We start from the raw sequence: 13,398 nt of genomic DNA, 5'->3' as shown, positions 1-13,398 counted from the left end.
GCGCACCGTCAGGATGCGCAACGCTTGCGAAGGGTTTCATCCCCCGCCCCTGGCAGCGTGCTGCAAGGGGCAAGGCCGGACTCGCATCTCAGATGGCGACGGTCTTGAGCTTCTTGCGGCGGCCGTAGATCAGCACTGCCAGCGCACGCGACACGGTGATCGCGGTGAACATCGAGGCGAAAATGCCGATCATCATGGTCAGCGCGAAGCCCTTCAACGGGCCGGTACCGAACGCGTACAAGGCCACCGCCACGATCAGACCGGTGAGGTTGGCGTCCAGGATGGTGCCGCCGGCCTTCTCATAACCGGCGGCAATCGCCGATTTGGCCGGCACGCCCAGTCGCAGCTCTTCGCGGATACGCTCGTTGATCAGCACGTTGGCGTCCACCGACAGGCCCACCGACAACGCCAGACCGGCAAAGCCCGGCAGCGTCATGGTGGCGCCGAACAACGACATCACCGCCACCACGATCAGCAGGTTGAACAGCAGCGCCACCGAGGTGATCGCGCCGAACACGCGGTAGTAGACGGTGAAGAACACCAGCGTGAACAGGAACGAGTAGATCACCGCGGTGACGCCCCGCTCCACGTTCTCCGCGCCCAGGCTCGGGCCGATCACGTACTCCTCGACGAAATCCATCGGTGCGGCCAGCGAACCGGATTTCAGCAGCTTGGCCAGGTTCTCGGCCTCCACCTTCTCCAGGCCGGTGGTCTGGAAGTTCTTGCCGAACACGCCGGCGATGCGGGTCGGCGACAGCGCCTCTTCCTTGACCCGCACGCTGCGCACTTCCTTGCCGTCGACCATGCTGACGGTGGGAATGCGCTCGATGTAGACCACCGACATCAGCTTGCCGACGTTGGCGCTGGTGTAGTCGAGCATGCGCTGGCCGGCGACGTTGTTGAGCGTCACCGCCACCGCCGGCATGCCGTTCTGGTCGGTGCTGACGCTGGCGCTGACCATCTGGTCGCCGGTCACCAGCGCGCGCTTGTTGAGCAGCACCGGCGCGCCGGTGTCGCGCACGCGGTAGACCTTGGCTTCGGGCGGGATGCTGCCGCTGCGCACCGCGTCTTCGGCATTGCCTTCGACCACGGCGCGGAATTCCAGCGAGGCGGTGGCGCCGATCAGGCGCTTGGCCTCGGCGGTGTCCTGCAGGCCGGGCAGTTCGACCACGATGCGGTCCTCGCCCTGGCGCTGGATGGTCGGTTCGGACACGCCCAGCGCGTTGACGCGGTTGCGCAAGGTGGTGAGGTTCTGCTCGATCGCACCGCTGGCGATCTGCTTGAGTTCGGCTTCCGGCACCTTGACCGCGATGTTCTGGCCGCTGACCTCGTAGGTCAGGGTCGGCTGCGACTTGGCCAGCGCGGTACGCGCGGCGTCGACGCTGGCGCCTTCGCTCAGGCTGACCTGGATGCTGTTGTCGCCGCGGCGCTCGACCGAGCGATAGGCGATACGGCCGTCGCGCAAGGTGGTGCGGATGTCTTCGGCAAAGCCGTCCAGGCGCTTTTCCAGCGCAGCCTTCTGATCCACCTGCATGGCGAAGTGCACGCCGCCGACCAGGTCCAGGCCCAGCACCATCGGCCGGCCGCCCAGCTTGGCCAGCCAGTCCGGCACGGTCGAGGCCAGATTCAGCGCCACCGTGTAGTTCTCGCCCAGTTGCTGGCGCAGCACGTCGTTGGCGCGGGTCTGTGCCTGCAGGTTGGGCAGGCGCACCATCAGGCTGTCGCCTTCCCGGGTGACGGCCTTCGGCGTGATGCCGGCGGCCTTGAGGTCGGCGTCGATACGGCTGCGCAAGGCGTCGTCGAGCTTGGCACCGCGGCTGGCGGTGATCTGCACGGACGGGTCCTTCTGGTAGATGTTGGGCAACGCGTACAACGCGCTGACCGCCAGCACCAGCAGGATCAGGAAATACTTCCAGCGAGGAAATTCGATCATTGCGACAGTCCCGCGCGACGCCATCCCGGCGACGCGCCTAGCAGTGAGAACGACTTCAAGCGGCCAACACAATGTCGCCAGCGGTCGTCAGGTGGATGCGGCGGTGCGCGCGGAGCGGCGCGGTCAGCGCCGGTTCGCGGCACCGACTGCGCCCACCTGACAGTGAGCGCAGCGGTTGGTTGCCGCTTAGTTGGCAGACTTCAGCGTGCCCTTGGGCAGCACGTGGCCCACGGCGCTCTTCTGCACACGGATACGCACGTTGTCGGCCACTTCCACGGTGATGAAGTTGTCGCCGATCTCGGTGATCACGCCCGCCACGCCGCCGGAGGTGATGACTTCGTCGCCGCGCGCCAGCTTGTCCAGCAGCGACTTGTGCTCCTTCTGGCGCTTCATCTGCGGGCGGATCATCAAAAAGTACATGACCGCGATCAGGATGATCGGCAGCGCGAAGGTGGACAGGCTTCCCATCGGGCCGGGCGCCGGCGCGCCACCGGTGGCCTGCGCCTGGGCGACGGGGATCAGGAAATCGAGCAGATTCATTGAGTGCATCCTAGTTTGGTGCCAGCGCGCCAACCGGCCGCTCGCGATTCAGGTACCGCCGGAGCGGAACAGCCGGGAATTATGCCACGCAGGTTCCAAACCGTCCGCGCAAGGGGCGCGGACGGCCGGTCTCAGCTGGTTTCCCCCGGCAACGGCGGCGTGCTGGCGCCGCGTGCCGCATAGAAGGACCGCCGGAACTGCGCAAAGGTTCCCGAGGCGATCGCCGCACGCAGGTCGGCCATCAATTTCTCGTAGTACCAGAGGTTGTGCAGGGTGCCCAGCATCGGCGCCAGCATCTCGTTGCAGCGGTCCAGGTGGCGCAGGTAGGAGCGCGTGTAGCCGCTGCTGCAGGCATGGCAGCCGCAGCCCGGCTCGATGGTGTCCAGGTCGCGCTCGTACTTGGCGTTGCGGATGCGCACGGTGCCGAAGGAGGTGAAGTAATGCCCGTTGCGCGCGTTGCGGGTCGGCATCACGCAGTCGAACATGTCCACGCCACGTGCCACGCCTTCGACCAGATCCTCCGGCCGGCCCACGCCCATCAGATAGCGCGGGCGCTCGGCCGGCAGGCGCGGATGCAGGTGTTCCAGCATCGCGTTGCGCTCTTGCTCCGGCTCGCCCACCGCCAGCCCGCCGATGGCGTAGCCGTCGAACCCGATGCCCTGCAGCCCGTCCAGCGAGCGGCTGCGCAGGTCCGGATGCACCCCGCCCTGCACGATGCCGAACAGCGCCGCGTCGTTGCCCAGCCGGTCATGCGCCTGCCGCGAGCGTTGCGCCCAGCGCAGGCTCAGCTCCATCGAGCGCCGCGCCACCTCTTCGGTGGCCGGGTACGGCGTGCATTCGTCGAAAATCATCACGATGTCCGAATCGAGCACCTTCTGGATCTGCATGCTCTCTTCCGGGCCCAGGAACACCCGCGCACCATCGGTGGGCGAGGCGAAGGTCACGCCCTGCTCGGTGATCTTGCGGCGATGCGCCAGCGAAAACACCTGGAACCCGCCCGAATCGGTGAGGATCGGCCCGTCCCAGCGCGCAAACCCGTGCAACCCGCCGTGATCGCCGATCACATCCAGGCCCGGGCGCAGATACAGGTGGAAGGTATTGCCCAGGATGATCTCCGCACCCAGCGCGCGGATCTGCTCGGGCAGGATGCCCTTGACCGAGCCATAGGTGCCCACCGGCATGAACGCCGGCGTCTCGACGGTGCCACGCGGAAAGGTCAGACGCCCACGGCGGGCATGGCCGTCGGTGACTTGGAGCTGGAACTGGAGTCGGGACATTGAAGGGCCGGGAATGGGGAATCGGGATTTGGGAATCGGAAGAGCGGTTGGCAGGTGGCTGATCGTTCGGCGGATGCCGCCCTACGATTCCCCATTCCCGATTCCCGATTCCCGGCCCCACAGCAGCATCGCATCGCCGTACGAAAAGAAGCGATAGCGCTGTTCGATGGCGTGTTGATAGGCGGCGAAGATGCGCTCGCGGCCGGCCAAGGCGGAGACCATCATCAGCAGCGTGCTTTCGGGCAGGTGGAAGTTGGTGACCATCGCATCGACGCTGCGGATGCGGTAGCCGGGCAGGATGAAGATCTGGGTTTCGCCGGCAAACGGCAGCAGTTCGCCCTCGGGCGCGGCATCGGTGGTGCGCCAGGCACTTTCCAGCGAGCGCACCACCGTGGTACCCACCGCAATCACCCGGCCGCCGCGTGCGCGGGTGCGGCGCACCTGCTCGACCAGCGCGGCGCCGACGTTGAGCCATTCGGTATGCATCACATGCTGATCGAGCGCGTCCACGCGCACCGGCTGGAAGGTGCCGGCGCCCACATGCAAGGTGACATGGCCGAACTCCACTCCGCGCGCACGCAACCGCGCCAGCAGCGCCTCGTCGAAATGCAGCCCGGCAGTGGGCGCGGCCACCGCGCCGACTTCGCGCGCGAACACGGTCTGGTAGCGCTCGCGATCTTCCACCCCCGGCTCGCGGCGGATGTACGGCGGCAGCGGCAGGCGCCCGGCTTCCAGCAGCCAGTGCTCCAGCGGCGTGGGGATCTCGAAGCGCAGCAGATAGAACTCGCCGTCGCGGCCCAGCACCTCGGCCTGGCCGCCGGCATCCAGCGCGATCCAGCTGCCGGCCTTGGGCGACTTGCTGGCGCCGATCTGCACCCGCGCCTGGCGCTCGCCGAGCAGGCGCTCGATCAGGATTTCCACCCGCCCGCCACTGGCCTTCTGCCCGAACAGCCGCGCCGGGATCACCCGGGTATCGTTGAAGATCAGCAGATCGCCCGGCTGCAGCAGCTCGGGCAGATCCCGCACCTGCCGGTCGACCAGCGCCTGCGGCGACGGCGGCACCACCAGCAAGCGGCTGGCAGCGCGCTCGGCCAACGGCGCCTGGGCGATCAGCTCGTCGGGCAGCGAATAGTGGAAATCGGACTTCTTCAAGGCCGCAGGATTAGATGGCTGAGGAGCCGGCTATTGTAACTGCGGCCGGGAATGGAGAATCGGGAATCGGGAATCGTAAAAGCGGGCCAGTCTGCGCCGTATGAGTTTCGGCTCTCGGATCTGGCTCTTACGATTCCCCATTCCCCATTCCCGCCCCTCACCGCTCGAATTTCGTTGACAGAATGATCGACGTGGTCGTGCGCTCCACCCCGTCGATCGCGCCGATGGCGTCGGTGAGTACGTCCATCTCGTTGACGCCGCCGACCACGCCCAGGGCGATCAGGTCGTAGGCGCCGCTGACCGAATGCAGCAGGCGCACCTGCGGGATGTCGCGCAGCGCCTTGACCACGGCCGGCATCTTCTTGGGCAGCACGGTGATCAGGATGTGCGCGCGGATGCGGCCCTGTTCGTAGGCGTCGTGGGTGCGCACGGTGTAGCCGCTGATCACGCCGTCGCGTTCGAGCTTTTCGATCCGGCTCTGCACGGTGGTACGCGACAGCCCGAGCCGGCGCGCGATCTGCGCGGTGGAGGCGCGCGCGTCCTCGCGCAGCAGCGACAGCAGGCGTTCGTCTGAGGGGGTGATTTTCACTTTTGCCCAATTGGTTCGTCGATTCGACGAAAATACCCGACTTCCTGCCCGGATTCACGCTGCCAAACGCCGATCTCATGCCGATAATAGGAAGGGAACGCCACCTTGCAGGAGATGCGCCATGTCCGTCCTCGCCCCGCTCGCCCCGCTGCGTGCCCATGCCGGCCGCCGCCTGACCGATGGCCTGGACGATGCCAGCATCGCGCGTCTGGCCGCCAACCACCCGGATCTCGCACACGCCATCGACGCCGCGGCCGCCGAGTACGCGCTGGTGCGCGCGGAGGCCGCCGACCTGCTGGACCTGGACGAAGACGCACAGATCGGCGCGGTGCAGGACGGCTTCATCAATTTCTACGCCGACGATGCGGTGACCCCGTACGTAGCGCTGGCTGCGCGCGGCCCTTGGGTGATCACGCTCAAGGGCGCGGTGCTGTACGACGCCGGCGGCTACGGCATGCTCGGCTTCGGCCACACGCCTGCACCGGTGCTGCAGGCAATGGCACGTCCGCAGGTGATGGCCAACGTGATGACGCCCAGCCTGGCGCAACGCCGGCTCGACCGCGCCCTGCGTGCGGAGATCGGCCAGACGCGCGGCGGCTGTCCGTTCGCACGTTTCATGTGTCTCAACTCCGGTTCCGAGGCGGTCGGCCTGGCCGCGCGCATCGTCGACACCAACGCCAAGCTGCACACCGACCCGGGCGCGCGTCACGCCGGTGCCGGCATCAAGCGAGTGGTGGTCAAGGGCAGCTTCCATGGCCGTACCGACCGCCCCGGCCTGTATTCCGATTCCAGCCGCAAGACCTACACCAAGTACTTGGCCAGCTACCGCGACGAAGACTCGGTGATCGCGATCGCGCCGTACGACGTGGCGGCGCTGCAGAGCGCCTTCGACGAGGCCGCGCGCAATCACTGGTTCATCGAGGCGGTGTTCCTGGAGCCGGTGATGGGCGAAGGCGACCCGGGCCGCGCATTGCCGGCCGCGTTCTACGCCGCGGCGCGCGAACTGACCCGCCTGCACGGCAGCCTGCTGCTGGTGGATTCGATCCAGGCCGGCCTGCGCGCGCACGGCGTGCTGTCGGTGGTGGACTACCCCGGCTTCGAGCAGCTCGACCCACCCGACCTGGAGACCTATTCCAAGGCGCTCAACGCCGCGCAGTATCCGCTGTCGGTGCTGGCGGTGACCGAACACGCCGCGCAGGTATACCGCAAGGGCACCTATGGCAACACCATGACCACCAATCCGCGTGCGCTGGATGTCGCCTGCGCCACGCTGGCGTTGTTCACCCCGCAGGTGCGCGAGAACATACGCGCCCGCGGCGCGCAGGCGATCGCCAAGCTGCAGGCACTGCAGTCCGAGCTGGGTGGCTTGATCACCAAGGTGCAGGGCACCGGCTTGCTGTTCTCCTGCGAGCTGGCGCCGCAGTTCAAGTGCTATGGCGCCGGTTCCACCGAAGAGTGGCTGCGCCATCGCGGCGTCAACGTGATCCATGGCGGCGAAAATTCGCTGCGCTTCACCCCGCACTTTGCGATGGACGAAGACGAGCTGGATCTGCTGGTCGGGTTGATTGCGCGTGCGCTGAAGGAAGGTCCGCGCCAGGCTCAGGCCGAGGCAGCCTGAGAGCCACCAACAGGACGTGGCGAGCCCTCAGGTGGGCGCGGACGGCACGCGGTAACTTCGGTATTCGAGCGGTACACGCCGATTCCGAGCGCCCGCCGCGCCCACCGGTCGGTGAGCGCCGTGGTTTTGTGAGCCCCTTGAAGTCAAGGCGACGCAGGCACTACTTGCGCGCCTAGGACAGCCGCGCAAACGCCCCAGAAGCTCACCGCGCGCCCTTGGCGTCACGCGCGACGGCGCGGTGCCCGGGTCCGGTCAGATCGGAACAGCGCTCAGCTTGCGCCGCAGGTAATTGGTCACGGCCCGGCGTGGCGACTTGCCGCGCCAGGACGCCCAGCACAGATGCGAGCCCACCGCGACGGTACCGCCACGGTGACCGAGGCCGAACCAGGTGCGATCCGGATGGAACGCATCGCGCGCCGGGAACACGATGCCGGCAAACTCGCCGGCGTGCGCGTTGTAGAAGCGCGTCAAGCCGCGCGGGCCGGAGATCATCGGAATCTGCCGATGGTCTTCCAGCCTCTCAGGCGCATGCGCGGTGAAAATGTGCTCGATGAACGCGCGCCAGAACGGATGTCCCGCCTCCGAGCCGAACACGGCGTTGCCGATCTTGAACTGCTCGTTGCCGGGCGCGCCTTCTTCGATCGGCAGTACGCATTGCTGTGCCAGTACGTCCGCGCCAAGCGGACGCAGCAGCTTGTAGTCGGTGTCGAAGTAGAAACCGCCGTAGCTGTGCATGTAGGCGCAGCGGGCGATGTCGGCCTTCATCACACCGAAGCGTATCGCCTCGTAGCGGTCGGCGAATTCCGGGAACGCGCGACGCATCAGTGCGGAGTTGTCGGCGTCGTCCCAGACATGGCAGGTCCAGCCCTGCAATAGCCGCTGCAGACGGGCCTGGATCTTGCGCTCTTCCCAAAGCAGGTGCTTGGTCGGCGCAGTGAGATGGAACACGTGGGGAATCATGGGGGCTTCTCGGGGCTGGGGGGAAACCAGACCTCCACCGAAGCACCGCAGCGAAGCCGGCTACCCGGATGGAGCTCCGGTCAGCCACAACAGTAGTCCCATTATTAGTGTGACGTAATTCACAACTTTAAATGGTTACGCCTGCCGTCGATTTGCAGAATCACTGCAGAACCGAAGCTCGCTCACAGTGGCGTCATCCGGCACGGTTGGCCCCGCCAACGACGTCGCTTCTGTCACCTCCCCTCATTCCCAACACCGGTCTGCGCGTCCCTTCAGGGTTGCGCTGCGCGGGCAATCGCGCGGTGCGATGCGTCCGGCTTGCTGCTCCACCAGCCGCTTGCCGCCATCGCTTCCGCGCTCCAGCTCGAACGCATCGTAGAGACGTCCGGTGGCGGTGCGCGACTCGTAACGCAACTTCCGGTTGTCGATGCGAAGCACCTGGTAGAGCTGGGTGTCTTCGCCAACCGGACGCATGCTCTTGCGCGCCATGTCCGAGAGCCGGTACTGCTTCGGCCCGGCCACCGAAACCACGAACACAGGCGTCGCCTGCCCTACCGCATCGCCGCGCCGGCCGTAGGTGTGGTCGTGGCCCTGCAGCACCAGATCGACCTTGTGGCGGCGGATCACCGGCAGCACCTGCTCGACCAGCTTCTGGTTCTCGCGATCGGCGCGCGGGGAAAAGAACGGCTGGTGGATCAGCACGATCGACCACGGATGCGGGTTGTCGGCCAGCACCTTGTCCAGCCACTGCGCCTGTGCCGGGCCGGTACCCAGATCCAGCACCGAGGTGCCGTCCAGCACGGCGATGCGCACGCCCTGATAGTCGAACCAGTAGCTGGTGCGCGCCGCAGCCGACGGCCCGTTGTGCGGCAGGGCGAAGGTCACCGGCCAATGGTTGCCGAGCGTGCGCGTGGCCTGCGGGCTGTCCTCGCCTTCTTCGTGGTACTCGTGATTGCCCGGCGCCGGCGCCACTGCGGTGCCTTCCAGCAACCAGCGCCCGGCTTCGAACCACTCGGCCCATTCGTTGTCGTCCTGGCCGTCCTTGCCGCTGACCAGGTCGCCGGCGAACAGGGCCAGCCGCACGTCCGGTGCCGAGCGCCAGGCCTGGCGGATCACCCGCGAAACCAGGCTGAGGTTCTTGTTCTGGGTGTCGCCGAAGTACAGCAGCGTCAGCGGCGTGTCGGGGCTGGCGGCGGTGCGGAAATGATTCCACGCACCCCAGGTGCGGTTGCCCTGCACGCGGTAGGCGTACAGCGTGTCCGGCGTCAGCCCGTCGATATCGGCGCGGTGGTGATGCGAGCTGCCGTTTTCGCTGGCCAGCGTGGCGGTGCTGGCGCGGATACGCCGTGGCGTACCCACGTCGGGCGAGTCGCCGGCAACCACCAGTTCCAGCCACGGCTGGTCGACGCTGGCATCGGTACGCCAGGCCACCGCGAAACCGGTCGCCGCCGCCTGCGCGGGCGTGGCGACGATGCGGTCCGGAAAGCCATCGGCAACATAGTGGCTGGAGCCTGCCGGCACCTGGGTGTTCGGTTCGGCGGCCCGCTCGGCGGCGAACGATTGGGTGCCCGCCACCGCCACCAGCAACAGCGCTGCAGACAGCGACGCACGCGCGGCGATCATGGCGCGCACTCTTTCAGGCGCAGCGTGCGTGCGATATCGCGCCAGTCGAATGCCGCCACCGCCTGGTCGTCATGCAAGGCGTAGAACACCCCGCCCGGGAAGCGCGCATCACCGCGTTGATCCAGCCACACGCCGTCGGTATTGGCGGTCACCCGGCCAGCGAAGGCACCGACATGCGCCAGGCTCTGGCGATCGAACACCTGGAACACGCTGCGGTCCTTGAACTGATCGGTGGCGATCCAGTAGCCGCTGCCGTCCTTGCACGCAAACAGCGTCATGCCTTCGGCCTGCGCCTTGAACAAACCGCTGCCGACATTGCGGCCGCGATAGCGTCCATCCATGCCGTACTCGCGCAACTGCGTGCCCACGGCGACATCTTCTTCGGCAATCATCAGGCGCGCATGGGCTTCATCGCCAAACACCGACTCGGCGATCCGCACCGCGCCCGCGTCGCTGGTATCGCCGAAGCTCTGCGTCAGCCGCGCCTGCCAGCCCTGCCCCGCAGCGCTCAATTGATAGCGACGAAAGCGTTGACCGAGTTCGGCCAGCGGCGGCGGCACATCCTTGTTGGCCGGCGACATGTAGTTGTCGCTGACCACCACCTCGTAGCCGCCCTCGTGCTTGCGCACCCACAGGCCGTAGGGCTCGCGCAGTTCGTCCTGACCGAAGCTGGTCAGCGGCTTGAAGTCGGGCAGCGAGAACACCTGCACGCGACGATTGTCGCGCTCGACCACGAACGCCAGATCGTCGACCACTGAAATCCCGTTCGGGCGATCCAGCTTGCCCAGCGCCTTGCCCTTGCCGCCGACCACGCGCAGGCGCTTGCCGCTATCGCCATCGAACACCACCAGCGCATGCGTGGCCTTGGCGGTGGCGATCAACCAGCGGCCGCCATCGTGCGCACTCCAGCTGGCCGGCGAATCCAGATTGTCGGCCGGGGTCAGCGCGGTGATGAAGGCTTCCGGCACCACTTCGTGCGCCACCTCGGCCTCGCTGAGCAAGGGGTCTTTCAGCAATGCTTCGTCGGCTTCGCGGTCGACCGGTGCGCTGGCGCAGGCGGTCAGCGCCAGCGCGGTGGCAAGCAGCGTGGTGTGGAGTAACGTTGTGTGGAGCCGCGTGCGCGATGCGATCACAGCGCCACCTTCAGGCCGAGCGCATAGGTGCGGCCGTATTCCTCGTTCTGCAGCGTGCGCGAGGGCACGCCCTGGTACAGCTCCAGCGGTTCGTCCAGCAGGTTCTGCGCTTCCAGATACAGGCTGACGTGGCTGTTGAATTGGTAGTTCATGCTGAAATCCAGCTGGGTATGCGGGGCGACATAGATATCGTACGCGCGGCTTTGGCCGATGGTGTCCAGGTATTGGCTGCGGTACACCGCCGCAACCCGCGCACTGAAGCCGTATTTTTCGTAGCCCAGGTGGCCGCTGTAGATGCGCTTGGACGAGCGCGGCAAGGTGAAGTCCTCGCCGGCGCGATCGCTCAGGCCGGGATCGAAGTCGCTGTCCAGCACGGTGGCACTGGCGCCGACCAGCAGGCCGTTCCAGCCGTCGGGCAGGAAGTCCAGCGCCTGCTGCCAGTTGAATTCGGCGCCACGCACCTTGGCGGTGTCGCCGTTGATCGAGCGCGTGACCTGCAGATCGGGGAACTCGGCATCGTTGGTGCTGATGGTCTGCACGATGTAGTCGTCGATCGACTTGTCGAACACGCCCAGCGAGATCAGGCCGGTGCTGCCGATGTATTTTTCGAACGACAGGTCCAGGTTGCTGGAGCGATACGGATCGAGATCGGGGTTGCCGACGTTCACCTCGTTGTCGCCACGATTGATGCTCACGCGCGGGGAGACATCGCCGAACGCAGGACGCGATAAGGTCTTGTTGGCGGCAAACCGCAGTACCCAGTCGTTGCCGGTGTCGTAGCGCAGATGCAGGCCAGGCAGCACATTGGTGTAGCTGCTGGAGGCTTCGCGCGGCGTCACCGTGGCGGTGCGGCCGTTCTCGGCCACGTCGACCTGGTTGCCGGTGGCGTCGAACTGGGTGTTCTCCACACGCACACCGGCAATCGCGCGCAGCGCACCGATGTCCCAGGTGCCCATCGCGTAGGTGGCGAACACGTCTTCAGTGGCCCTGTAGTCGTCCTGCAGCGAGGTCTGCAGGTTGCCGCCGACATCCTGCGGACGTGCGCTGTACAGCGTGCCGGAGGTGTTCCAGTAACGGCGCATGCCGTCCGAGCCGATGCTTTCGCCCAGCGTGCCGCCGCGGTGTTCCGGTGCGGCGGTGGTCCAGTCGCTCAGATCGATCGCCGGGCCGCGACGCAGCTCGCTTTCGTCCACATTGACATCGCGCTCGCGCCAGCGGCCGAGCACACCCATCTTCAGGCTGGAATGCTCGCCGTCGAAGCGCACGTTGATCTGCGCGCTGCGCTCGCTGTCGTCGACCCGCTTGGGCGCAAGCACGAAGCGGTCGAACACGAAGTCGTCGTTGCGCTGCCAGCCGTTGTCGGAGAACCCCAGGCGCGGGATGCCGCTGTTCTGATCGACGGTGGCCGACAGATCGTCGCCGTCATAGTTGAAGCGCGCCTCCATTTCATCGTTCACGCGCTCGGTGGTCTTGGTGTAGCCCAGCTTGTAGTCCACCGTGGCCGCGCTCAGGCGGTTTTCACCGCCCACGCTCAAGGCCATGGTGTCCTCCTTCTTGGTGCGATAGCGCACGCGCTTGGAGATCGAATCGGCCGGCAGATCGGCCACGTCGTAGGTGCCATCGCCATTGGCGCTGACCTGCCCATCGGCCAGGCCGAAGATGGTGCGCTGGCGCGTTTCGGCATCGTCAAAGCGGCTGTACAGCGTGCGCAGGTAATAGCGGTTGTCCGCGTCCGGGCGCCAGTCCAGATTGAGGTTGGCGCCCATGCGGGTGCGCTCGATGAAGTACTTGCGGCGCTGCACCTCGCCGGCGAACAGATCGTCGGCCGCGCCGCCGTCGAAGCTGTCGTAGGCCACCTCGGTATTGTCGGATTCGAATTCGCGGTCCTGGTAGTTCACACCCACCGCCACACCAACCGTGCCGCCGAAGATATCGCTGTAATTGAACGCGCCCTTCGGGCTGGTCTTGCCCGACAACGCCTGGTGGCTGCCTTCGATCGAGCCGCGCAGCGTACGGCCATCGCGATCGAACGCGGAGGTGGACTCGACCTGGATCGCACCGCCGATGGAATCGCCCGGCATGTCCGGGGTCGGCGACTTGACCACCTTCAGGCGCTCGGTGGAATCGGACGGAATCACGTCCAGCGGCGCCGAGCGCGTGCCGTCTTCCGGCGTGCCCATGGTCATGCCGTCGATGGTGACGCTGTTGAGCGCCGAATCCAGGCCGCGGATCACCACGAAGCGGCCTTCGCCCTGATCGCGGGTGACGCTGACGCCGGGCAGGCGCTGCAAGGATTCCGCAACATTCTTGTCGGGGTAGCGGCCCAGCGCGTCGGAGGCCACCGCATCCTGGATCGCATCGGAGCCACGCTTGAGATCGACTGCGCGCACCTGCGATTCCACCTGCGGGCGCACTTCCAGGCGCTCCAGATCGACGGCCGCCGCGGCGGACGCACCGGTTGCAGCCGCCGCACCCTCAGCCGCCTGCGCAAGCGGGCTCCACGTAGCCGCAGCCAACGTCAGCGTGATCGCCAGGCACAGCGGAGTCTTGTTCAACACGGGTGCTTCCCCAAT

The 13,398-nt window shown here is 66.7% G+C and carries 10 protein-coding genes; 1 reads left to right on the top strand and 9 read right to left on the bottom strand.

The annotated features are described in order from the left end of the window. Positions 1-88 precede the first annotated feature (88 nt). The 5 genes from secD to FHT09_RS06145 form a co-directional block, all read right to left on the bottom strand. Positions 89-1,933 carry a protein translocase subunit SecD gene (gene secD / locus FHT09_RS06165; protein ID WP_181141347.1) on the bottom strand — a complete coding sequence of 615 codons (1,845 nt, stop codon included), beginning with the start codon at positions 1,931-1,933 and terminating at the stop codon, positions 89-91. Between the two features lie 186 nt (positions 1,934-2,119). Continuing rightward, positions 2,120-2,473, bottom strand: a complete 354-nt coding sequence (gene yajC / locus FHT09_RS06160; RefSeq protein WP_104606451.1) for a preprotein translocase subunit YajC — start codon at positions 2,471-2,473, stop codon at positions 2,120-2,122. A gap of 131 nt (positions 2,474-2,604) precedes the next feature. Beyond that, the gene (gene tgt / locus FHT09_RS06155) at positions 2,605-3,750 is read right to left on the bottom strand and encodes a tRNA guanosine(34) transglycosylase Tgt (RefSeq protein ID WP_104606452.1); all 1,146 of its coding nucleotides are present in this window, start codon (positions 3,748-3,750) and stop codon (positions 2,605-2,607) included. Between the two features lie 81 nt (positions 3,751-3,831). Continuing rightward, positions 3,832-4,902: a tRNA preQ1(34) S-adenosylmethionine ribosyltransferase-isomerase QueA gene (queA, locus tag FHT09_RS06150; RefSeq protein WP_104606453.1), complete on the bottom strand. Its 1,071-nt coding sequence runs from the start codon at positions 4,900-4,902 to the stop codon at positions 3,832-3,834. A 157-nt stretch (positions 4,903-5,059) separates the two neighbouring features. Next, the gene (locus FHT09_RS06145; RefSeq protein WP_016903291.1) at positions 5,060-5,491 is read right to left on the bottom strand and encodes an Lrp/AsnC family transcriptional regulator; all 432 of its coding nucleotides are present in this window, start codon (positions 5,489-5,491) and stop codon (positions 5,060-5,062) included. Positions 5,492-5,612: 121 nt separating this feature from the next. On the opposite strand from FHT09_RS06145, the gene FHT09_RS06140 reads away from it, so the two are divergent. Then, positions 5,613-7,109 (top strand): aminotransferase class III-fold pyridoxal phosphate-dependent enzyme, encoded by a 1,497-nt coding sequence (locus FHT09_RS06140; RefSeq protein WP_104606454.1) that lies wholly within the window; start codon positions 5,613-5,615, stop codon positions 7,107-7,109. Positions 7,110-7,361: 252 nt separating this feature from the next. On the opposite strand, the gene FHT09_RS06135 is transcribed toward FHT09_RS06140, so the two are convergent. From FHT09_RS06135 to FHT09_RS06120, 4 genes are all read right to left on the bottom strand, one after another. Further along, positions 7,362-8,069, bottom strand: a complete 708-nt coding sequence (locus FHT09_RS06135; protein WP_104536998.1) for a glycosyltransferase — start codon at positions 8,067-8,069, stop codon at positions 7,362-7,364. Positions 8,070-8,312: 243 nt separating this feature from the next. Then, positions 8,313-9,692 carry a metallophosphoesterase family protein gene (locus tag FHT09_RS06130; RefSeq protein ID WP_104606507.1) on the bottom strand — a complete coding sequence of 460 codons (1,380 nt, stop codon included), beginning with the start codon at positions 9,690-9,692 and terminating at the stop codon, positions 8,313-8,315. After that, the gene (locus FHT09_RS06125; protein ID WP_104606455.1) at positions 9,689-10,825 is read right to left on the bottom strand and encodes a phytase; all 1,137 of its coding nucleotides are present in this window, start codon (positions 10,823-10,825) and stop codon (positions 9,689-9,691) included. The genes FHT09_RS06130 and FHT09_RS06125 overlap by 4 nt, the downstream gene beginning before the upstream one ends. Then, positions 10,822-13,383 carry a TonB-dependent receptor gene (locus FHT09_RS06120; RefSeq protein ID WP_181141348.1) on the bottom strand — a complete coding sequence of 854 codons (2,562 nt, stop codon included), beginning with the start codon at positions 13,381-13,383 and terminating at the stop codon, positions 10,822-10,824. The genes FHT09_RS06125 and FHT09_RS06120 overlap by 4 nt, the downstream gene beginning before the upstream one ends. Between the last annotated feature and the right edge of the window lie 15 nt (positions 13,384-13,398).

The sequence above is a fragment of the Xanthomonas sp. CFBP 8152 genome, from assembly GCF_014199025.1.
GTDB classification, from domain to species: Bacteria; Pseudomonadota; Gammaproteobacteria; order Xanthomonadales; family Xanthomonadaceae; genus Xanthomonas; species Xanthomonas arboricola_B.
Note: the sequence above shows the minus strand (reverse complement) of the source record. Positions and strands in the feature narration are given on the sequence as shown.